The 21,228-nt window shown below is 53.7% G+C and carries 20 protein-coding genes; 15 read left to right on the top strand and 5 right to left on the bottom strand.

Annotation, left to right across the window (positions count from 1 at the left end):
* Positions 1 to 165 precede the first annotated feature (165 nt).
* From IEV46_RS10890 to IEV46_RS10910, 5 genes are all read left to right on the top strand, one after another.
* Complete coding sequence (locus IEV46_RS10890) at positions 166 to 2,061, top strand: heavy metal translocating P-type ATPase (protein WP_373284604.1); 1,896 nt, start codon at positions 166 to 168, stop codon at positions 2,059 to 2,061.
* A gap of 374 nt (positions 2,062 to 2,435) precedes the next feature.
* Complete coding sequence (locus tag IEV46_RS10895) at positions 2,436 to 3,692, top strand: MFS transporter (protein WP_188432595.1); 1,257 nt, start codon at positions 2,436 to 2,438, stop codon at positions 3,690 to 3,692.
* Positions 3,693 to 3,767: 75 nt separating this feature from the next.
* Entirely contained in the window at positions 3,768 to 4,469 is a 702-nt protein-coding gene (locus IEV46_RS10900; protein ID WP_188432596.1) for a winged helix-turn-helix domain-containing protein, read from the top strand.
* Positions 4,470 to 4,688: 219 nt separating this feature from the next.
* Positions 4,689 to 5,303 (top strand): sigma-70 family RNA polymerase sigma factor, encoded by a 615-nt coding sequence (locus IEV46_RS10905; RefSeq protein WP_188432597.1) that lies wholly within the window; start codon positions 4,689 to 4,691, stop codon positions 5,301 to 5,303.
* Positions 5,272 to 6,288, top strand: a complete 1,017-nt coding sequence (locus tag IEV46_RS10910; protein ID WP_188432598.1) for a DUF4030 domain-containing protein — start codon at positions 5,272 to 5,274, stop codon at positions 6,286 to 6,288. Before IEV46_RS10905 ends, IEV46_RS10910 begins: the two co-directional genes overlap by 32 nt.
* Before the next feature lie 170 nt (positions 6,289 to 6,458).
* Here the strand turns inward: IEV46_RS10910 and floT are convergent, their stop codons facing one another.
* From floT to IEV46_RS10935, 5 genes are all read right to left on the bottom strand, one after another.
* Positions 6,459 to 7,964 (bottom strand): flotillin lipid rafts scaffold protein FloT, encoded by a 1,506-nt coding sequence (gene floT, locus IEV46_RS10915; protein WP_188432599.1) that lies wholly within the window; start codon positions 7,962 to 7,964, stop codon positions 6,459 to 6,461.
* On the bottom strand, positions 7,961 to 8,506 hold the full coding sequence (locus IEV46_RS10920; protein WP_188432600.1) for an NfeD family protein: 546 nt from the start codon (positions 8,504 to 8,506) through the stop codon (positions 7,961 to 7,963). Before IEV46_RS10920 ends, floT begins: the two co-directional genes overlap by 4 nt.
* Positions 8,507 to 8,626: 120 nt before the next feature.
* The gene (locus IEV46_RS10925; RefSeq protein ID WP_188432601.1) at positions 8,627 to 9,079 is read right to left on the bottom strand and encodes a hypothetical protein; all 453 of its coding nucleotides are present in this window, start codon (positions 9,077 to 9,079) and stop codon (positions 8,627 to 8,629) included.
* 42 nt (positions 9,080 to 9,121) lie between these two features.
* Positions 9,122 to 9,415, bottom strand: a complete 294-nt coding sequence (locus IEV46_RS10930) for an antibiotic biosynthesis monooxygenase family protein (RefSeq protein WP_188432602.1) — start codon at positions 9,413 to 9,415, stop codon at positions 9,122 to 9,124.
* A 571-nt stretch (positions 9,416 to 9,986) separates the two neighbouring features.
* Entirely contained in the window at positions 9,987 to 12,224 is a 2,238-nt protein-coding gene (locus tag IEV46_RS10935; RefSeq protein ID WP_188432603.1) for a transglycosylase domain-containing protein, read from the bottom strand.
* Between the two features lie 559 nt (positions 12,225 to 12,783).
* On the opposite strand from IEV46_RS10935, the gene IEV46_RS10940 reads away from it, so the two are divergent.
* The 10 genes from IEV46_RS10940 to IEV46_RS10985 all read left to right on the top strand — a co-directional run bounded on the left by IEV46_RS10940 (position 12,784) and on the right by IEV46_RS10985 (position 21,198).
* Positions 12,784 to 13,209, top strand: coding sequence for a DUF2621 family protein (locus IEV46_RS10940; RefSeq protein WP_188432604.1), 426 nt, complete (start codon positions 12,784 to 12,786; stop codon positions 13,207 to 13,209).
* A 139-nt stretch (positions 13,210 to 13,348) separates the two neighbouring features.
* Positions 13,349 to 14,275 (top strand): ABC transporter ATP-binding protein, encoded by a 927-nt coding sequence (locus IEV46_RS10945; RefSeq protein ID WP_188432605.1) that lies wholly within the window; start codon positions 13,349 to 13,351, stop codon positions 14,273 to 14,275.
* Entirely contained in the window at positions 14,272 to 15,396 is a 1,125-nt protein-coding gene (locus tag IEV46_RS10950) for an ABC transporter permease (RefSeq protein WP_188432606.1), read from the top strand. Before IEV46_RS10945 ends, IEV46_RS10950 begins: the two co-directional genes overlap by 4 nt.
* Before the next feature lie 19 nt (positions 15,397 to 15,415).
* On the top strand, positions 15,416 to 15,790 hold the full coding sequence (gene acpS, locus IEV46_RS10955) for a holo-ACP synthase (protein WP_188432607.1): 375 nt from the start codon (positions 15,416 to 15,418) through the stop codon (positions 15,788 to 15,790).
* 80 nt (positions 15,791 to 15,870) lie between these two features.
* Positions 15,871 to 17,394, top strand: coding sequence for an NAD(P)H-hydrate epimerase (locus IEV46_RS10960; RefSeq protein ID WP_188432608.1), 1,524 nt, complete (start codon positions 15,871 to 15,873; stop codon positions 17,392 to 17,394).
* Positions 17,395 to 17,469: 75 nt separating this feature from the next.
* The gene (locus tag IEV46_RS10965; protein WP_188432609.1) at positions 17,470 to 18,498 is read left to right on the top strand and encodes a LolA family protein; all 1,029 of its coding nucleotides are present in this window, start codon (positions 17,470 to 17,472) and stop codon (positions 18,496 to 18,498) included.
* Between the two features lie 243 nt (positions 18,499 to 18,741).
* On the top strand, positions 18,742 to 19,182 hold the full coding sequence (locus IEV46_RS10970) for a hypothetical protein (RefSeq protein ID WP_188432610.1): 441 nt from the start codon (positions 18,742 to 18,744) through the stop codon (positions 19,180 to 19,182).
* Positions 19,169 to 20,407 carry an alanine racemase gene (gene alr, locus IEV46_RS10975; RefSeq protein ID WP_188432611.1) on the top strand — a complete coding sequence of 413 codons (1,239 nt, stop codon included), beginning with the start codon at positions 19,169 to 19,171 and terminating at the stop codon, positions 20,405 to 20,407. Before IEV46_RS10970 ends, alr begins: the two co-directional genes overlap by 14 nt.
* Before the next feature lie 183 nt (positions 20,408 to 20,590).
* A complete protein-coding gene (locus IEV46_RS10980; protein ID WP_188432678.1) occupies positions 20,591 to 20,842 on the top strand; it encodes a CopG family ribbon-helix-helix protein in 252 nt (83 codons plus the stop codon).
* Between the two features lie 5 nt (positions 20,843 to 20,847).
* Positions 20,848 to 21,198 (top strand): type II toxin-antitoxin system PemK/MazF family toxin, encoded by a 351-nt coding sequence (locus IEV46_RS10985; protein WP_009711015.1) that lies wholly within the window; start codon positions 20,848 to 20,850, stop codon positions 21,196 to 21,198.
* Positions 21,199 to 21,228: the final 30 nt, after the last annotated feature.

Here is a 21,228-nt window from a genome sequence, read left to right on the forward strand (position 1 = left end):
GCCAAAATCGATAATCATTCTCAAGCTTGATCGTGCTGTTTGCCGAAAGGGCAAACAGCATGTTTCGTTCCCAGAGGAGTAACAATGAATTTTATTCTCAATCCAACTTATCGCAGAGGGCAGGTGCGACCATTGATTGATACAAATGTAAAAGCGCCGGTTCGGATGGCGAAGGGGAACAGTCAACTCAAATCCGGCAGCAAGACCTGGTCTGATGTGCTTCATACCCACGGGGAGGCGTTCGCAGCAGGTGTGAGTGGTCTCTTGATCGTGTTGGCTTGGTTGGGCGAAAGCCGCCTCGGGGCCATCTCCGTTCTTTTGTATCTGGCTGCATATGTGATCGGGGGGGTTGCCAAAGCCAAAGAGGGTGTTCTTGCTCTTGTAAAAGAAAGGAAATTGGATGTCAACCTCCTGATGCTCCTGGCTGCCGCCGGAGCAGCAGGGATCGGATATTGGGCCGAAGGGGCGCTTCTGATCTTTATTTTTGCCTTGAGTGGTGCTTTAGAGGAGTATTCCCAGCAAAGGAGTCGCAGAGATCTGTCGGCTCTCCTCTCCCTGAAGCCGGAAACGGCGCGGATTTTGGTGAACGGGGAAGAGCGGGTGGTATCCATCGACGAATTGAGCGTGGGGGATTCGGTGCTGGTGAAACCCGGCGAACAGATTCCCGCTGACGGAACGGTAATCCGGGGAGCATCGGAAGTGAACCAGGCAACCATCACCGGGGAGTCGGTTCCTGTGGAAAAAAACAAGGGGATGGAGGTTTTTGCCGGCACGATGAACGGAACCGGCTCCCTGCTCATTCGGGTGGATCGAAGGGAGGAGGAGAGCACTTTTTCCAAAATACTGCGTCTGGTTCGGGAAGCTGAGCAACAGGCTCCCCCTTCCCAAGGTAAGATCGACCGGTTGGAAGGGATCTATGTCAAAGTCGTACTCGTGGTGACCGGTCTGTTGCTTCTTCTGCCTCCCGTCCTCCTCGGATGGAGCTGGGGAGACACGGTTTACCGGGCAATGGTGTTTATGGTGGTGGCTTCCCCCTGTGCCGTGGTCGCCTCGATTATGCCGGCGGTCCTCTCTGCCATGTCCCAGGGGGCTCGCAAGGGCCTCCTGTTCAAAGGTGGGGCTTATGTTCAAACGCTCTCCGAAATCCAGGTGGTCGCTTTTGATAAGACGGGGACTCTGACCCGGGGGGAACTTGCGGTCACGGATCTGATCCCGCTGGAAGGGATCGATGAGGGGCGGCTGTTGCAGGAGGCGGCGACTATGGAGTCTCTGTCGGAGCACCCCCTCGCCAGAGCCATTGTCAGTGAAGCGGAAGAGCGGGGGATCGCCTTTCGGCAGCCGGAACGGTTTGAATCCAAAACCGGCTGGGGTGTGAAGGCCGAATGGGACGGACAGGTTCGACGCCTGGGCAAGCCGGCGTGGCTTTTACCCGAGGGAATGTGGACTGATCCATTGAAGCGGTTGGAAGCGGAGGGAAAGACGGTGGTCTGTCTCGCCGATGAATCGGGACCTATGGGGCTGATCGCTTTAAAGGATACGATCCGTCCAGAAGCGAAGGAAGCTGTGGAACAGTTGAAGAAGCTGGGGGTGACCCCGGTGATGCTGACAGGGGATCGTTCCTGGACAGCGGAGGCGATCGCCCGGCAAGCGGGAATCGAACAGGTCCGGGCAGAGCTGCTCCCGGAAGAGAAGGTAAAAGCGATCCGTGAACTGGAGAAAACCTACGGTCCCACGGTCATGGTGGGGGACGGGGTGAATGATGCACCAGCGCTGGCGGGTGCCACCGTTGGAATTGCCATGGGAGCGGCGGGAAGTGATGTTGCCCTGGAGACAGCCCGGGTGGTCCTGATGAATGATGATCTGAACAAAGTGGCGGAGGCGATCGCTCTTGGCAAGCGAACCTGGAAGATCATCCGGCAGAACTTGATCTTTGCTCTTGGGGTGATCGCACTCCTGATCACCGCCAACTTCATCCAGGGGATCCCGTTGCCTTTGGGGGTGGTGGGCCATGAAGGCAGCACCTTGCTGGTGATCCTGAACGGTTTGCGACTGTTGAAATAACCGGTTCTGCAAAAATAAACGAAATCCGGCCCTGGGAAACAGGTCCGGTTTTTTTGTGGGTTCCGTTAGGCAGTCCGCTTTATCGGATCTCCGAGAAAGAGTCGCAGAATAACTTTTTCCATTGTCCGGGACAAGGCCGGTGTTTTCCTATAGTGATAATTTCCTGCTTGTTCCGATGGGTTGGGATTTCCTGTCAAACGGAGACAAAATCGTGATGTTCCTTTTCCCCTTTACTAAAGTCAATTTCACCACTAAAATAAATTTTGACGATGAAATATGTTTTACAAAACCCGTCCGTAGACGGGGGGATGGCCAACCGAAGCCGGTGGGATGTCTCGGGTCGGCGGGTTAGGATGGACCGAGGGGGGATGCAAGTGGATAATCTTGCGGTAAATATGGAATTAGAAGCAGAAAAAACCGGGGGGCCGTTGTTTCGCAATCGCCGGTTTATGATGGTGTGGTTGGCGGGCACTCTGTCCGGGCTCGCCTTATCTGTCTATTTGTTGACAGAGTCCTGGTATGTGGTGCGGGGATTGGGACACCCGGAAGGATTGGGATGGGTATTGATGGTCACCTCCCTCCCCCGGCTCTTTCTGATGGTGCTTGGAGGAGTGGCAGCGGATCGCTTTTCCAAGACACGGATTCTTTTTTGGTCGGATTTTACCCGGTGTCTGCTGGTGGCGGGGATGGTGGGATTGTTGGCCGTTGGAGGTCTTTCCTATGGAGTGTTGATCGTTTTTGCATTGTGTTTCGGTGTTTTGGATGCTTTCTTTTGGCCGGCGGCCCAATCCCTCATCCCCCTTCTGGTAACCAGAGAGCAACTCACCCGGGCCAATGCCCTGGTACAGACGACTCAGCAGGTTTCCATGGTGGTGGGGCCGGCGCTGGCGGGCTTCGCCGTCGCTTATGGCTCCTTCACCGCCTCCTTCGGATTGGCCGCCGTGTTTCTGCTACTGGCGAGTATCGTCATCCTGTTTGTCAAGATGGAACAGGCGGGAAGTAGTTTATCCCGGCCAGCCACTTCTCCGTTGGAGGAGTTGAAAGAGGGAATCCGTTATGCCCGGCAAACCCGGTTTGTGTTTGTCATTATCGGAATCAGCATGTTCACCAATTTGGTTTTGGTTGGGCCGGGACAGATCTCCCTTCCGGTGATGGTGGATCAATATCTGAAGGGAAATGCGCTCGATCTCAGCTATCTGGAGAGTGCCTTCGCCGGCGGCATGGTGCTGGGAGCGGTGTGGATCGGCTGGCTCAATCTCCGGCGCCGGCGGGCGGTGATCAATATTTTCCTCATCAGTCTGGTGGGGGTGATGCTTGCGCTTTTCGGGCAAGTGAGCACCATGTGGCAGGCCTTGCCTGTCTTGGTCTTTTTCGGTGCCTTCCTGTCGGCGGGCAACATCCTGGGACAATCGATGATTCAGGAAAGGGTGGAACCGGATAAATTAGGGAGAGTCTCCAGTCTGCTGGCCACAGGTTCCATGGGGCTCATCCCTCTTTCCCACGGATTGGTCTCCATCATTCTGTCCATGGGAGTTCCGATGCCTTGGATCCTCCTGGTCGCAGGCATCATGATGACTTTCTTTATGTGGGGTGTTCTGTGGCGGGCGAAAATGGTTTGGACTTGGGATTGAACCCTTGCTCGTACAGGCTGGGTCGGGTGTGTTATCCTGTGGGAAAGCGCTTCAGGGACAAGGAGGCACCCGGTTTTGACCAAATGGAGAAAGATTGACAATATCGAGCTGATGAAGTTGGTCTCCGATCCCCGTCGGCATCGGATCCTTCATCTGTGCACCGATGAGCCGCGGACGGTGAAACAACTGGCGGAAGCCTTGGGGGAGCAGCCTTCCCGTCTCTATTATCACGTGAACAAACTGGTGGAGTTTCAGATGCTGGAAGTGGTCGAGACCCGTCAAGTGGGTAACCTGACGGAGCGATTTTACAGAGCGGTCAACCTCAGTGATGTTTTCTATCGGACCGATCCGAAAGTGCTGGCGGAGAACCCCCATCTGGCGATTGCGGCGATCCGGCAGAAGGTGGATCCCGGTCTGGGCATGTTTGCAAAGATGCCCCGCATCTTGCAAGAGAGGGAGCAGGCGGGTCAGGAGATCGAGAAGTTCCCCTATCACCTTACGATCGACAGCAACACCGAATACATCACCGCCAAAGAATGGATGGAGTCCCTCAGGCGAATTCATGAGGCCTGGGGGCAAGCGCGAGAAGGGATCACTCAGTGGCCGGATCCTGATTTCCCCTACCCTTTTGAGGAGGAGAATGAAAAGGGCACCTATCAATATGTGTTGATCAGTTATCGGATCGAAGACGCCCAGCGGTTGGGCTTGATTCCTCCATACGGTGATGAAGAAGAGACGCGGAAACAGCAGGAGACTGACGAGGATAAAAGCCCCTGAACCGGATCATGGGACCAAAGTCTGAGAGCGGCCCCGTCCGGGACGGGGCTTTTTTTGTAGCCGAATGACAGGCTTCTGCAGGAGGAGTGGAAAAAAGGGAATGACATCCTCTTTTTGAAAAAAAGGATACTTCTCTGCCGGTATTTTTTGCCGAATTTTTTTTGAAACGTTTAGGGGGGGGTCGTTGTCTAACAGGTGGGAAGGAAAGGAGGGTGAACAATGATATTGAAGTCGGCTCATTCGCTCCCGGCAAAATCCAGAATCCAAACTTCCACCGATAGTCGGACGGAGAAGTGGAGAGATCGGATCGAGAAAGCGAGAAAGGGAGATGCCCAGGCATTTCAAGAACTGATTGAAGAAGAAAAAAACAAACTTTACCGCATGGCCTATCTGTATGTGAGAAATGAAAATGATGCTCTGGATCTTGTACAAGAGACTGTATACAAAGCCTATGTATCCATTCAGGGCTTAAAGAACGGGATCCACTTTCCGACTTGGTTGACCCGGATCTTAATCAACAATGCACTGAACCTGTTGAAAAAAAAGAAACGGGTGCTTCCGATGCATGAACTGGTTTCTTTCCAGCCGTATACAGATCAGCGAAGGGAAGAGAGGATGGACTTGCTCGAAGCAGTCAACAAATTGGAAGAAAAATATAAAACCGTTGTGATTCTCAGGTATTACAGGGATTTGACGATCGGACAAATCGCTGAAGTGTTGCAATGTCCCGAAGGGACGGTAAAGACAAATCTGCACCGTGCGATTGCACAATTAAAATCGATGTTAAAGGAGGAGGGATCAGATGAACCGCCTTTTGTCCAATCTGAAAAATGAGGTTGAACAAATCAAGGTCCCTGAAGACAAGTTGGATGCTGCGATTAAACGTGCAATCAAAAAAGGGGATAAGAAAAAATGGAGCTGGGGAAAGAAGATTGCATTCTTCAACAGTGCAGCAGTCCTGCTGGTCAGTTTGTTGATCGGATCGGCCTTTGTTTCCCCCGCAATGGCCGAAGTTGCTTCCAAAATCCCCTATTTAAATCAAGTTTTCCAATCCAGAGATGTGGGAACCTTGATTCATGAGGAATTAAAGAATAAAGGTTACAAAATCCAGGGGATTGGTGTGATGTACAGTCCAAGAAAAACACTGACCATCGATATGAAGGGGTCAGAGCAATATATTGACGATGTGAAAGAAGAGGTCAAACAAATTGCGAAGGATGTATTGGAGTCAAAAGGCTATGATGCCTACAGGATTGAGGTGAACAAAGCTGTAGAGCCTGACCCGGATCCCGAGACCCGGGAGGAAGTCAAGAATTTTGATCAATTGTATAAGAAGATCACAAAAGAGTTAAAGAGCAGGAAACTCAACTTTGTCTCGATGGGGATCACACTCAAACCGAAGACGATCAGTATTGAGGTTCCTGATACAGAGGCACGGCTGGATGAGGTTAGAAAAACAGTTCATCAGGTTTTGGAAAAGGAGGGGCTGAAGAAGTTTTCGGTAGAAATTCGAAGCGTCAAACTTGAAGCGAAACAAAAAGAAGATAAATGGGCTCATATCGTCGGCGAGATCGCGGAAGGACTTATGGCCAAAAAGGAATACAAGGTGACCGGTATATCCTATTCCCTCCAACATGAAGCACTTCAAATCACATTGACAACCTCGGTGCAAAGTGGGGATCCAGAGGCCAAAAAACATGGTAAGAAGATTGAACAAACGATTCAACAATTTTTGGAGTCAAAGGAGATGAAGGATTGGGTGGAAGATCAACGGTACGGTATTGTAGTATATAGCAAAGATAAAAAGAAAATAAACTGACCATCGATCTGCTTTGAGAACAGATTCCATTGCATATCGGTTCAGTTGCAAAGAGCCAAAAATCTGACTGGGCAGGTTTTTGGCTCTTTTTTTGAAAACAGGAGACTGGTAATCTCCCGAGGATTCAGCTTTTGTTCCCGCTCTTTTTATATTCGAAAGACCTCGGGAGATCACTCCTGTGTCGCTTTCTTTTCTTTGGTCGGGAGGGACTGGAGAGGTTTTTCTTCCTCCTCTCCGGAGGTGGTGTTTCGGATCATCTCGTTCAGGTCGAGGCCGGAGACTTGTTTCACCATTTCCGGGGCTTGGGCCATCAGTTGGGTGATATAGTTGCTCACCTTAGCGGCCCCATCTCCGCCGTTGCCGGAATCGACAACAGTGATCTTGTCGATGCGGGACATCGGTTCTGCCACCTTACCGGCCAATTCAGGCAGCATCTTGGCGATCAGATCGAGGATAGCCGCCTGGCCGTAGCGTTCAAAGGCTTCCGCCAACTTTTCTTTGGCTTCCGCCTCGGCCAGCCCTTTGGCCCGGATCACATCAGCTTGGGCCATCCCTTCGGATTTTTCAACTTCCGCCCGGGCTTTCCCCTGGGCTTTTTGTGCTTCCGCATCAGCGATCCCTTTGGTGCGGATCGCTTCCGCTTCGGCCCGGGCTTGGGCTTCCCGTTCAAAGCGGGCGGCTTCGGCGGACTGTTCCTTGGCGTAACGGTCGGCGTCCGCCTTTTTGCGGACCTCGGCATCATATTGTTTTTCCCGGCGGAGAATCTCTTTCTCCTCCAGCTCGATGGCTTTCTGTTTCCGCACCAGTTCGATCTTCATCTCTTCATCGACAACCTGCTGTTTATAGCGGTTTTCCTGCAGTTGATAAGCTTGGTCGGCTTCCGCTTTTTTCATGTCCTGTTCAATCTTGAACTGGGCGATCTTCAGTTCTTTCTCTTTTTCCGCCTCAGCGATGTTCGTTTCGGAGATTAAAGTGGCTTTGGTCCCTTCTTCCCGGGCTTTGGAAGTCTGGATTTCCGTATCCCGGCGGGCATTGGCTTCGGCGATGTCCGCATCCCGGCGAACGGCGGCGATCCGGGGACGGCCCAGGGCATCCAGGTAGCCGTTGTTGTCACGGACATCCTTGATGGTGAACGAGACGATGGACAATCCCATCTTCTTTAGATCTTTGGCTGCCACGGTGTGCACTTCCTGGGCGAACCGATCACGGTTTTTGTAGATCTCCTCCACGGTCATCGTCCCCAGAATGGCCCGGAGATGGCCTTCCAGTACCTCTTCGGCCTCATCCTTGAGGGTGTCCACATCCTTGCCCATAAATTGTTCGGCGGCAGTGGCCACATCTTCCAGAGAGCCGCCGATTTTGATGATGGCGACGCCGTCGGCCATCACCGGCACACCCTGTTCAGTGTAGACTTCCGGGGTGGAAACGGTCAGTTTGTGGGAGAGAAGGGAGAGGCGTTCTGCCCGTTGAAAGATCGGAAGGATAAAGGCGCCGCCGCCCCGGATGATCTTCATCTTTTTTCCCGAGGCGTCAGTGGTGGAATTTTTTCCGCCCAGCATACTTCCGGTTACAATCATGGCTTCATCGGCACCGACGGTTTTATACCGAGCCCAAAAGCAAATGGCCAGCACGATGAAGACGATGGCGGCCAAGGCCACGGTGGTCAGGGTGGTCACAGTTGGTTCACTCCTTTGTCTGAATGCGGTTCAAGCGGGGTGACCCACAGAACGGACTTTTCCACCTTGCGAATGGTGACGCGGGTCCCCTGAGGGATCGGGTGGTGATGAAGACTGGAGGCGATCTGGTTGGTGTGTCCGCCACCTGTCCAAACCAGCAACTCTCCACATCCCTCAGCAGGAATGGCTGTGATCACTTCCCCTTGCTGCCCGATCAGGTCCGACATTCGGAATCCGACAGAACTCTCTGCATGTTTTATCGGTTGAATCACCAGAAGATAAAGCAGGACAGCGGCGGCCGCAGCCAGTCCTAGGGCTGATAAGCTGAGGAAGGCCCCCTCCAGCGGGGTGGTTTTTGACAAAATGAGGCCTGCCGCTCCGAAGGATGTCAAAGCCCCCACCCAAACCACGGGGTGGAACATCGAAGAGCCCCCGGTGATCTCTGCCGTCAATCCCTCCAACAGGTCTCCGATGATCCAGGACAGGGCTGTCAGCAGGATTCCGGTCAGAAAACATCCCCAAAAAACAAGGGTCCAGTCCATTCACAGCATCCCCCCATTACGGTTGTCTCTTTATATATTTACGGATGAGCCGTCCACAAGTTTCGCCGGACACCAAAAAAATCCGCCGACCTTGGAAATGGCGGCGGAGGCCTGGTTTTTTCACTGGAATTTGAAGGTGACGACCAGAATGATGAAGGCGAGCAGGAGCAATGTCAGGTTGAGCAAGTTGATATACCCTTTGACACGGGCAACTTTGGCAGCCGGATCCGTCTCTCCCTGCAACTTTTTGAAGAGGCGTCCGCCATAAATTGGAAATCCAATCACATAGGCGAGGACGATCAAGCTGCCGAACCGTTCTTTAATCACCAGGTACAAAGGTTTGCTGTCGCCAAACTGGATCAACATATACAATCCGGCGATAAAAGACAGAATCGCCACAGGGACCATCATGCGGACGTTCAGGTTGTGGACGTTTTTCAGACTTTGGTCCATGGAGATGCCTGCATCATGCAGTTTGGTCGATTTGCGCAGCCAGACAGCCATCACCGCCAGACCGCCAAACCAGCTGGCGATACTCAATACATGAACAAACAAGGCGATTTTGTAACCCATCTTTGATTCTCTCCTTTTCTGACGATCTGTGGAACCATGGTTTTAACCGATGAGGATTTCAAATCCCTTCGCACCGGTGTTCTGTGACTGGTCGGAACTCTTTCGTCCCCCATGAGCCCGGGCGAAGTGTTCACTCTCCGTCCAGCGGAGAAAATCCTCCTTGCTGTTGAAAACCGTCTCCGCCACCAAGTGGGTTTCGTCCTCCGCCTTCAGCAATCGAAAGGAAATGAAGCCGGGAACCTGTTTCATCCTTTCAGGGGCTTGACGGAACCGTTCCACCAGTGACTCCAGGTGTTCTTGGGAGTCCACCGGGATTCGGTTGTTCACCTGATACATGAGAAACCCCTCCTTCTCCCTCATTTTACACAAATCCATTCGGCTTTTGTCCTGTTTTCGTTCAATCGCCCCTGACCGTTCAGAAAGACTCATCATTTTGTCATATCCAGGCATGTTAATAAGCCATTCATTTTGGCTATGGAGTTCCAAATGACGGTTGCACCCATAGGGCACAAGTCTCGCCAGGGTCGCTTTCGCTCCCGGGTCTCGCTATGCACCCATAGGGCACAAGTCTCGCCAGGGTCGCTTTCGCTCCCGGGTCTCGCTATGCACCCATAGGGCACAAGTCTCGCCAGGGTCGCTTTCGCTCCCGGGTCTCGCTATGCACCCATAGGGCACAAGTCTCGCCAGGGTCGCTTTTGCTCCCGGGTCTCGCTATGCACCCATAGGGCATAAGTCTCGCCAGGGTCGCTTTCGCTCCTGGGTCTCGCTATGCACCCATAGGGCACAAGTCTCGCCAGGGTCGCTATGTAGGCACATTTGCTCCCGGTCTCGTTGCGACAGCACCCGACGTTCGATCCAATCAAAAGAACAGACCCACTGGGTCTGTTCTTGATCATTGGGTTGGGTTTTATCCGCCGCTTTCAGTACCGCCGGGGTTTCCCTGGTCACCGCCGGGGGGAGTGTCATCGTTGTCGCCGCCACCGGGGTTACCGTTGTCGCCGCCACCTGGTGGCCTGCTGGTGTCACCCGATCCGTCACCCGGATTTCTCCCGTGATCAGGTCCCCCGGGGCGATGGCCGGGAGGGGTGTCTCCATTCTGATCCCGGTGTTGATCCGGTGGGTTGTCTCCGTTCCGGTTGTGATCGCGGTTCTGGTTGGAGTTGTCCCAATGGTGTCTTGGTTCTTGCTTGCCGTCATCTTCGTCACCGTAGAAGGTTTTCCAACCTCCGTCGCCTTGATTGCTTCCCCGGGAGGAGCCGCCCCCGGACGGGGCTTTGAACCGGCTGACCTTGGTTCCTTGCACAGCATCGTTCATCACTTTACGAAAGATCCGGGCCGGATATTCACCGCCGGTCAAGTCTACTTGGCCGCCATTGTCATTGAAGACGGTGGTGGCCATCACATATTCGGGAGTGTACCCTACAAACCAAGCGACCTTACTGCCCTGGGTGGTTCCCGTCTTGCCCGCCACGTCCCTGCCGTCGGGAAGTTGAGCATTCTGTCCGGTGCCGTAGTCCACGGCGTACTTCAGAATCCGGGTCATGGTCCGGGATGTATCCTTGGAGAAGACCTTCACATCTTTTTTCACTTTCTTTTTGGGTTCCACCAGATTGCCGTCCACATCCAGGATCTTGATGATGGTATGGGCTTCGGTGTACATGCCGTCATGTACAAAAGTGGAGTAGGCTTGGGCCATTTGCAGCGTGCTGACTCCCTTCGTCAGACCTCCCAGTGCCAAGGGAGCCGGTGACTTGTCCGCCGGTTCCAGTTTCAGGCCCAGCTTTTGAGCATATTCATAAGACTTGTTTACCCCCACCACTTCAGTGAGCAGGCGCGCCGTCGACACATTGAGAGATTTTCCGGCGACGACTCTCAAGGGAACGCTTCCATGGTAGGTCCGATCCATATTTCGCGGCGACCAACCATTATAGGTAAAGGGAGCATCGGATACCAGACTGTTATCGTTGTACCCTTTATCTTGGATGGCTGGTGCGTAGACGGTCAGGGGTTTGATCGATGAACCCGGCTGAATCGGAGCCAAAGCCCGGTTGGGGAAACCGGGAAGGTAATGGCGACCGCCTCCGATTGCGGCAATGGCCCCGGTTTTGGGATCGATCATGGTGGCTCCGGCATCCAACTTGTCGCTCCCCTTGTAGTAGGAGTCATTCTTGAGTGCCCGTTCCAGGGAGAGTTGGGCCTTTTTGTTCAGGCCGGTGTATATTTTATACCGCCCGTTCACCAGCTCCTGTGAATTGAGTCCGTAGCGCTCTTCCGCCTCTTTCAGCAAATGTTCCCTGTAGGCCTGAAAATGTTCCGGCTTTTTGTATTTATTGAGATGTTTCTGATTGATCCCCAGGTCCATCTTCTGATACTTTTCTTTCTCTTCCTCGGTGATCAACTCAAATTCGGCCATCTTCTTCAGCACCACATTGCGTCGCTGTTTGGCGGCTTTTGGGTTTTGATAGGGATTGTATCCCTCGGGAGCCTTGGGCAATCCCGCCAGAAGAGCGATCTCATGGGGTTCAAGTTTTTCCTTGGTCAGATCTTTGCCAAAGTAGATTTTGGATGCCATCTGGATTCCGGATACGCCGTTTCCCAAATAAATATAATTCAGATAACCTTCCAGGATTTCCTTTTTGGTGTATTTTCGCTCCAGGTTGTAGGCAAGGGCAATTTCGCTCACCTTACGCATGAAGGTTTTGTCTCTGTCATTGAGGATCAGGTTGCGGGCTACCTGCATGGTGATCGTGCTACCGCCCTCAGCGGGGCTCATGGTGAGTAAGTCCACCGCAAGCGCACGGCCGAGACCTTTCAGGTCCGCCCCATGATGTTTGTAAAAGCGTTCATCTTCGACATAGACAAAGGTTTGAGCCAATTCCGGGGACTTAATCTTGTCCAATTCCACGTACTCTCTTTGTGCATCTCCCAGGGTGGTTGCTTTTTTTCCCTTATGGTCGTAGATGGTGGTGACGAATTGCATGTTTTTTAAACTTTCCAGGTCATAAAGGTTGGTGGTCATCATCACGGCGGTGCATCCCCCCATGATGATGAGTAGCGTGGTGGAGAGAACCAGCATCCACCATTTTTTGGTCATCATCGCTTTCCAAAATAGCCGACCCATGGATTTAAATTTTCGAGCGTTCATCCCTTTTTCTCTCCTCCCAAGATACAATATATATCATACTGGATGTCCGGAGAAAAAAGAACCTTCCTTTTTCACACAGCCATTACAAATTATAAAGGCGTGTTGGCTAGAAGTATTGTGACTTACTGTGTTTGAAGGCGGTCGGGATTGAGTTTCAGATGACCTTTTCGTTGTTCTGTCGATCCAAAATCACTCCATGTGAAACCCAACCCTCCCTGTGAACGACTTTTTCACAACGCTTCCAGTGATTTCGGGTGGTCTGTCTGATCCACCTATTGCCGGGGGTGGGGCCGGTGTGACCACGGAGAGCCTTTGGGCTCCGGAAGGCACAAGTCTCGCCAGGGTCGCGTTCGCTCCCAGGTCTCTCTATGCACTGTCTGTAAGGGTTCCCCGTCATATGTTGATGAGTGCGCAGGCGGGATCAGCTTGCGGGGAGCCTGGATTTCATCCTATAATGGTCGGGAAGGAGTTGCCTCCGTCCTGAGGCGGAATAAATGATGATCAAAACAGCAGATACTGTCGGGGTGCATCTGTTGTAACCCTTTTGAGGTGATTCCCCATGCCGGACTGGATCATATGGGTGATGATCCCCTGGTTTTTGTTCATGTTCTGGTTTTTTGCGACCGGCGGATATTTCATGTTCCGCAAGTTCTTGAAGGGAATGCCCAAAGAAGATGGAAAGTCTGATTTGGACTGGCAAGATTACTATATAGAAAAAACCAGCCATCTTTGGACCGATGAGCAACGGGCTCTGCTGGAAGAGTTGACGCAGCCGGTCCCCAAATTATTTCGTGAGACGGCACAGCGGACCATCGCCGGGAAGATCGGTGAGCTGGCCCTCCGAGAAAAGGCGGATCGGATGAGTGAGCGGCTGATCATCCGCGGCTACATCATGGCCACTCCCAAACGGGATCACAAGTGGCTGATTGAAACCTTGAACAAAAAAGAGATTGACCTCACTCCTTATCGGGAGCTGTTGCAATAATCTCAGGGTATCACCGATCACCGGATTGGTGACAGCCCTTTTTTGTTTTCGTCACCGATTTTTTTGTCATGGGGAGAAGGAGAGGCTGTGCTATACTGAATGGAACCGGCACTTTTTACCGGTATTTCGGACTGCCTAAATGGAGGAGCACATGATACGGGTAAACAATCTGATAAAAAGCTACGGTGGCAAGCGGGTGGTGGACTCCGTGGGCTTTGAAGTGGCCGAGGGAGAGGTGTTCGGCCTGCTGGGTCCCAATGGTGCGGGAAAAACCACCACCATGGAGATGATTGAGGGCTTGAGGAAACCTGATGTCGGGGAGATCCACCTGTTCGGGGTGGATGCCCTTCGCAAACCGAAGGCGGTGAAAGAGCTGATCGGGGTTCAACTTCAGTCCACGGCTCTGTTTGATCATCTGACCACCAGGGAGAGCATCCTGCTGTATGGCAGCTTTTATCGGCACATGCGAAGGGTGGAGGAGCTGTTGCAGGCTTTTGACCTGGTGAAGAAAGAAAAAACGTTGGTGAAACACCTCTCCGGCGGCCAGCGACAGCGACTGGCCATCGCACTGGCGGTGGTTCACGACCCCCGGGTGATCTTCCTGGATGAGCCTACCACTGGATTGGACCCCAAGGCCCGCCGCGACTTGTGGGAGATTATTCTCCGCCTGAAGGAGGAGGGACGGACGGTCTTTTTGTCGACCCACTATATGGAAGAAGCGGAACAGTTGTGTGATCGGGTGGCGATCATGGATTCCGGACGGGTGATCGCCCTGGATACGCCGGCAGAACTGGTCCGACAGCTTGCTTCGGAGAGTGTGGTGGAGTTTGTGACAGAGGCCAAGGTTTCCGAATCCTCCCTTCACGGGCTGACTGGAGTGAAGGATGTGAAGCGCACCGAGGATGGACTCACTTTTCTTCCGACGGATGATTTGCGGGGAACTCTGGCAGAGCTGATCTCTCTGGCAGATGAGACAGGCCTGACCTTGAACGGGCTCAGGACACGGACGGCCACTCTGGAAGATGTTTTCCTTGAACGCACGGGAAAGAGGTTGGCTGACGGATGAAAGCATATTGGCGATTGACTTGGGCGCAGCTGCTGCTCTTTATACGAAATAAGAATACCATCATCTGGACCTTGATCCTTCCCATTCTGATGATTCTGGCCCTGGGCACCTTTTTGGGGAAAGGGACGGATCAGTTTCAATTGACGGTGGCCGTGGCTGACGAAGACGGAACGGACGCCTCCCGGTCCTTGGTGAAGTCCCTCACTGAAACCGGGCTGGACTTTACAACAGTGAAGACCTCTCGCTCAGAAGGATTGTCCAAGGTGAAGAAGGGGGATGTCCAGGTCTTGGTGGTTCTGAGACAGGGGTTGGGGGACCGCTTGCGCTCCGCTGAAGACGGGGCCGAAGATGCGGGGGATTCCTCCACATTGGTTTCTCTCTATCTGGACCAGAGCAATCCCACCGTTTCCCAAATGGGGTCAAAGGTGATCGGTGAAGCGGTGGACCGGCTGAACAAGGAGGCGTTGAATTATCGGCCTCCCGTCGAGATGGAAGTGGTCAACATTCAAACCCGCCCCTTGGGTTATATCGACTTTTTGGTACCGGGGATTTTATCCCTGATGATCATGAGCAATAACCTGAACGGGGTGGCCGCCACCATCGCCTCCTGGCGGGAGCGGGGCATCCTGCGCCGGATGCAGGGAACTCCATTGAAAAGTTCCACCTTTATCGCCGCACAAATCACCGCACGTGTGCTGTTGAACACTTTGCAGGCGGTGCTGGTGATCCTGGTGGCCCATTTCGTCTATGGAGTCCATGTGTATGGGTCATGGGTGCTGTTGCTCATGTTCCTGCTGCTGGGAACACTCACTTTTATGTCCATCGGCTTCATCATTGCCAGCCTGACGCGAACTCCGGAAAGTGCCGGACCCATCGCAGGGATGGTCTCCTTTCCGATGATCTTTGTCGGCGGTATCTTCTTTCCCGTACGGGATCTGCCGGGAATCTTGCAGCCGGTGGTGAAAGCGATCCCCATCGGTTATCTGACCGACGCGCTACGGGCGGTGATGAATGAAGGGGCGACCTTGGTTCAGACGGCGACCCCGGCGATGGTGCTGACGGCTTGGCTCGTTGTTTCATTCACGGTGGCCTCCCTCACTTTCCGGTGGGATGTGAAATAAGGACAGGAGGAAACAGAGCATGATCCTGGGAATCGGTACGGATCTAGCCGAAATTTCCCGAATTCGACGCATTGGACTCCAGCGACTGGCGGGGCGGATCCTCTCCAAAGAAGAAATGGCGTTGATGCCGGCATCTGATGGACGCCGGGCGGAGTGGCTCGCCGGTCGTTTTGCCGCCAAGGAGGCGGTGGCCAAAGCGACGGGAACCGGAATCGGGGGTCGCCTCGGCTTTCAGGAGATCGAGATTTTTAATGACGATAGGGGAAAACCTTCCGTTCGGATCGCCTCCGAAGTGTTGATGGGATTCGGTTGGGAACAGGATGTCACCATCCATCTTTCGATTACCCACAGTGGAGACCACGCCCTCGCTTTTGTGGTTGTGGAAGGCGGATAATCCTTGATCGCCTGTCATCCTTGTCTGCATATCCGGACAGGTCCGTTCATATAGTTATAACGCGGTTGGGAGGGAGTTGTTTGTATCTCTGCACTGCACAGGAGATGCGCGATCTGGACCGGCGCACCATCGACAGGATGGGTTTGCCGGGCATGGTTCTGATGGAAAATGCGGGCCGGGAGGCGGCCCGCGCATTGTTGGAGCGCTTTCCGGAAGCGAAGAAGGTCGCGATTTTGGCCGGTTCGGGAAACAATGGCGGAGACGGTTTTGTCATCGCCCGTCACTTGGCTGCTGCCGGTTGGGATGTTACTGTTTGTCTCGTCGGACAGGTGGAGAAGATGTCTCCGGAGACGCGAACTTTTTACGGGGTCTGCCGGCAGATGGGAATCCCCGTCGAAGGGTGGAACGGGTCGGAGGAGATGATCGGCAAAGTTGATGTGGTGGTGGATGCGCTGTTGGGAACCGGCGTTCGTGGAGAGCTGAGGGAGCCTGTCCGAAGTTCGATCCGCCGGGTGAATCGGACTTGCCGGGGATTTGTTCTCGCCGTTGACATCCCGAGCGGGGTGGACACCGACACGGGAGCTGTGCTCGGGGAGGCGATCCGTGCTGATCTGACGGTCACTTTTGCTGCTGCCAAGTGGTGTCATTACCTGCGTCCCGCTGCCGAATACCGGGGAGAGCTGAAAGTGGTCGATATCGGAATTCCACCGGCGGTGGTAGCACAGAATCCGCCCCGGGCCCGGCTCAACCAGCCGTCCCTGTGGGAGAATCACCTGTCTCCCCGATCTCCCTGGAGCCATAAAGGGACCCATGGTCATCTGCTGGTACTGGGTGGATCCAGGGGAATGCTGGGGGCTGTCGCCCTCTCTGGAATGGCTTCCCTCCGATCCGGAGTCGGGATGACCACCCTGGGTGTCCCCCGGGGACAGGAGGGACCCTTGGCTGCCAAGGTGACAGAACCATTGATATGGGGGTGGCCCGATGGGCGGGAGGGCTTTTTTTCCGGGAAATTCCCGACGGATTGGCAAGAGCGGGCATCCCGATTCTCCGCCCTTGCGATCGGCCCCGGTTTGGGCCGGTTTACAGGGGAGAAGCCTTGGTTGGAACAGTTGCTCCGGGAAGTTTCTGTTCCCGTTGTCCTGGATGCCGATGCACTCAATATTCTTTCCGGAGACCTGTCCATCTTGGAACAACGACAGGGACCGACCGTACTGACCCCCCATCCCGGGGAGATGGCCCGTCTGTTGGGAATCTCCGTGGATGAGGTGGAATCTTCCCGGCACCGGGTGGCTGTGGATTTGTCCGGGAGATTCGGGGTGACGACGGTGTTGAAGGGGACCTTTACCGTGATCGCTTTTCCCGACGGCGGACAAGTGATTCATCCCGAATCGTCTCCCGCCTTGGCCAAGGCGGGGTCTGGGGATGTACTCACGGGGATTCTGGGGGGCCTGTTGGCCCGGGGAATCCCGGTGAAGAGTGCAGTTCCCCTGGGAGTTTATCTGCACAATTCAGCTGGCCGCCTGGCCGTTACCGATTCAGCTCATTCCGTTCTCGCTTCTGATGTGATCCGTCATCTCGGAAGTGCCATCCATCAGATCCGTTGATCGTGCCCGTGCCCGACCGACACATCTCTTGGGAAGCGGCGGCCCCCCGCCTTCCACAGGGAAAGGGATGATGAAATGCGTCGGACCACGTGGGTAATCGTTGTTTTCATGGTGGTTGCAGCCGCACTCTCCGGCTGCGGTGAGAAGAGTCCGGATCAAATCGTGAACGACCTGTCCAAGCTGACGGATCGGATGAAAGGGTACAAAAGCCACGGCAAGATGGTGATCCATTCCGGAACCGCCCCTCAGGAATATGATGTGGAGGTCTGGTACAAAAAGCCTCATTTTTACCGTGTTTCCCTCAAAAACACCAAAAAAGACGTCACCCAGATCCTCCTTAGGAACGACGAAGGCGTTTTTGTATTGACTCCCCATCTGGAGAAGAGTTTCCGCTTTCAAAGCGACTGGCCGGAAAGCGGGGGCGGACAGGTGTATCTGTACCAAACCTTGCTGAAAAGCATCGTCGATGATTCTTCCCGTAAATTCACCCGCTCCGAAAAGGAGTATCAGTTTGATGTCCAGGCCAACTACAGTCAGAACAAATCGATGAACAGACAACGCATCCGGATGGACAAAGACTATATTCCGCAAAAGGTGGAAGTGTTGAACGAGGAGGATCAGGTGTTGGTGGAGGTCACCTTTGATAAATTTGATGCGAATGCCTCCTTTGACAAGAACGCTTTTGACATGGAACGGAACATGACCGGTTATGCGGGCAAAACCGTCCCCACTCTGTCTGAGAAGAAAAAGAAAGAAAAGGAAAAAGAAGTGAAAGCGGTCGCCCCCTCCTGGATTCCGAAAGGTAGCCGGCTGGCGGATGAAACCACCGTGGAGACCCCGGACGGCAAGCGGGTGATCATGCGTTACAAGGGTGAAAAGCCCTTCACCTTGACCCAAAAGCGGCCGGAAGCAGTGGAGGCTAGCCTTCAGGCTTATGGGAAGCCGCTGGATTTGGGATACACGATGGGTGTTTTTCTGGACATGGACGGCAAGAGACATCTCTCCTGGACCTATGATGGAGTGGACTTTGAACTTCTCGGCGAAATGACGGAATCACAGATGGCCCGAATTGCCCGCTCCGTTTTTGAACAGAAAGATAAGTGACCCGCCCGCCACCGGGTGGCGGGTCGTTTTTTTCTTTTGGAGAAGGGAAAATGTGACACTTAGCCAAGGGTCGGTTTTTCTTGCAAAGCTGTTGTTGAATGATAGGATGAAAGAAACCGTGAAACCGGGCTGTCCATGAACCGGTCTCCTCGCTTTGGATCGGACCCTTTGGAAGCTTTGCAATCAGGGTCAGCCAATTGTATGATATTCGTTAGAAACCGCTTTGAAACAAAGGAGAACGAGATGAAAAAGGAACCGATCCACGACGAGCAAACCCGTTTCACCGTTCTGTTATACCGGAAGAGCCGGGGCTTGCGTCTGGGAGAGATCGGGGTGTTTCTGGCCGGGCTGTTGGGGATGTTGCCTTTCTTCGAGTTGAGGTCTGCCCCCTTCGTCATCGCCCTCCTCCTGTGGGCAGCGGTTGTCATGGCCGGCTTGCCCGCTCTGTATCGGGCGTTCTTCCGGCCCAGATACACTCTGTATCCGGACCGGTTGGTGATGCAGATGAAAGGGAGACGGGAAGAAGTCCCCCTGTCCCGGGTGAGGCCCAGTTATCAACTTCCCTACCTGTATCAGATCCGTGGGAAGGAGACAGCGCTTCTGGTCAGTGACTCCTTTTTGGAATCCCTGAATGTGCAACTGAAACTGAATGAAGCCGGGATTAAATCCAATGGAAAAGAGTAACCGCTATTTTCGTGATACCGTGGCACTTGTCGATTTGGATGCGATCGCTCACAATGTGAATCAATTTCGTCGCCGTCTGCCCGACGATTGCCGGCTGATGGCGGCAGTTAAGGCCAATGCGTACGGTCATGGTTCCGTTCCAGTCTCCCGGGCGGCATTGGCTGCCGGTGCCACCGATTTGGCTGTCGCTTTTTTGGACGAGGCTTTGGAGCTGCGGGCGGGAGGAATCACCGCTCCCATCCTTGTGCTCGGACATATCTCCGAACGGGGAATCGAACCGGCACTTGAAGCGGGGATCACACTGACTGTCTTCGATGACGCGGGAGCGGAGAAGATCGCCCGGGTGGCAGCCCGCACCGGCCACCGGGCCCGGCTCCATATCAAAGTGGATACCGGAATGGGCCGGATCGGTCTGTGGGAAGATGCCGTCGTTCCCTTTGCTGAACGGTGGGCCCGGGATCCCCGGGTGACGGTGGAAGGAATCTTTACTCATTTCGCCACTGCCGATGAGATGGACAAGAGTTATGCCATGGAGCAGCATGGGCGTTTTCTGCGGGTGCTCCAGCAGTTGCAGGAACGAAGAATCCGAATTCCCGTAGCCCACTGTGCAAACAGCGCCGCCGCCATCGACCTGCCAAGGTGGTCCCATGGAATGATCCGGTTGGGCATCAGCATGTACGGTTACTACCCTTCGGCACAGGTGAGCCGGGAACGGGTTCGTCTGCGTCCCGCCCTGACTCTGAAAACCCGGATCATCCACCTGAAGCGTCCTCCTGCCGGGACAGGTATCAGTTACGGAAAGACGGTGATGGTTACCGGGAATCAATGGATCGCCACGATTCCCACCGGCTATGCTGACGGATATAGCCGCCGGCTCTCCAACCGGGGGACGGCTTTGGTCCGGGGGCGGAGGGTGCCTGTGATCGGGAGGGTCTGCATGGATCAGTTGATGTTGGATGTGACATCAGCCATGCCGGTGGAAGTGGGGGATGAGGTGGTCCTCTACGGAAAGCAGGGAAACGAGGAGATCCATGTGGATGAGGTGGCCGATCTTTTGGGGACCATCTCTTATGAAATCACCTGCATGCTGGGTCACAGGATCCCCCGGGTCTATCTCCAAGCGGGTCGGGTGATGGAAGTGAACAACCCCCTGCAACAGGCTCCCGGATCCACCGGGGGGGAAGATTGCCCAAAGGGAAGGAATTTTGGTGTGGAGGGCGAATAAATTAGTATTGTCCCTTAAATCGTCGAAATGGTCCGGATCGCTAGGGATTGATCCGGAATGATGGCGGAGCGGGTTCAAGTATATTTTTGCATCAAGTTTATCATAATGGTAGTATTGATTAGGCAAATCGCCAACGGTGATGATTTGTTGGGGGTGCGTACGTTGTCAGAGACAAAGAGAATCATGATCAGCCTACCTCAGCAATTGCTTCAGGAAGTGGATGGGATGGTGGAGAAGGAAAACTCCAACCGGAGTGAATTTGTTCGCCAAGCTATGAAGCTGTATCTTTATGAACGAAAAAAGCGATTGATCCGCGAAATGATGCAACGGGGTTACATGGAGATGGCTAAGATCAATCTGAATATCGCGTCGGAATCCTTTGAGGCGGAAGAAGAGGCGGACGGTACGACCATTCGTCTGGTTAGTGGGGTGTAATTCTTTTGATTGTCAAACGTGGCGATGTCTATTTTGCCGATCTCTCTCCAGTGGTCGGATCTGAACAAGGTGGGGTTCGACCTGTTCTGGTGATACAAAATAACATTGGGAACCGGTTTAGCCCCACTGTGATTGTCGCCGCGATTACTGCCCAAATCCAGAAGGCGAAACTCCCCACCCATGTGGAAATCGACGCCAGGAATTATGGGTTTGACCGGGATTCGGTGATTTTGTTGGAACAGATCAGAACTATAGATAAACAACGGCTTACAGATAAAATCACCCATCTGGATGAAGAGATGATGATGCGGGTGAATGAGGCACTCAACATCAGTCTGGGTTTGATCGACTTTTGATCCGACGACATGGGTGATTGGGAGGTGCGA

It is taken from the genome of Kroppenstedtia guangzhouensis (genome assembly GCF_014637345.1).
Classification (GTDB): Bacteria; Bacillota; Bacilli; order Thermoactinomycetales; family DSM-45169; genus Kroppenstedtia; species Kroppenstedtia guangzhouensis.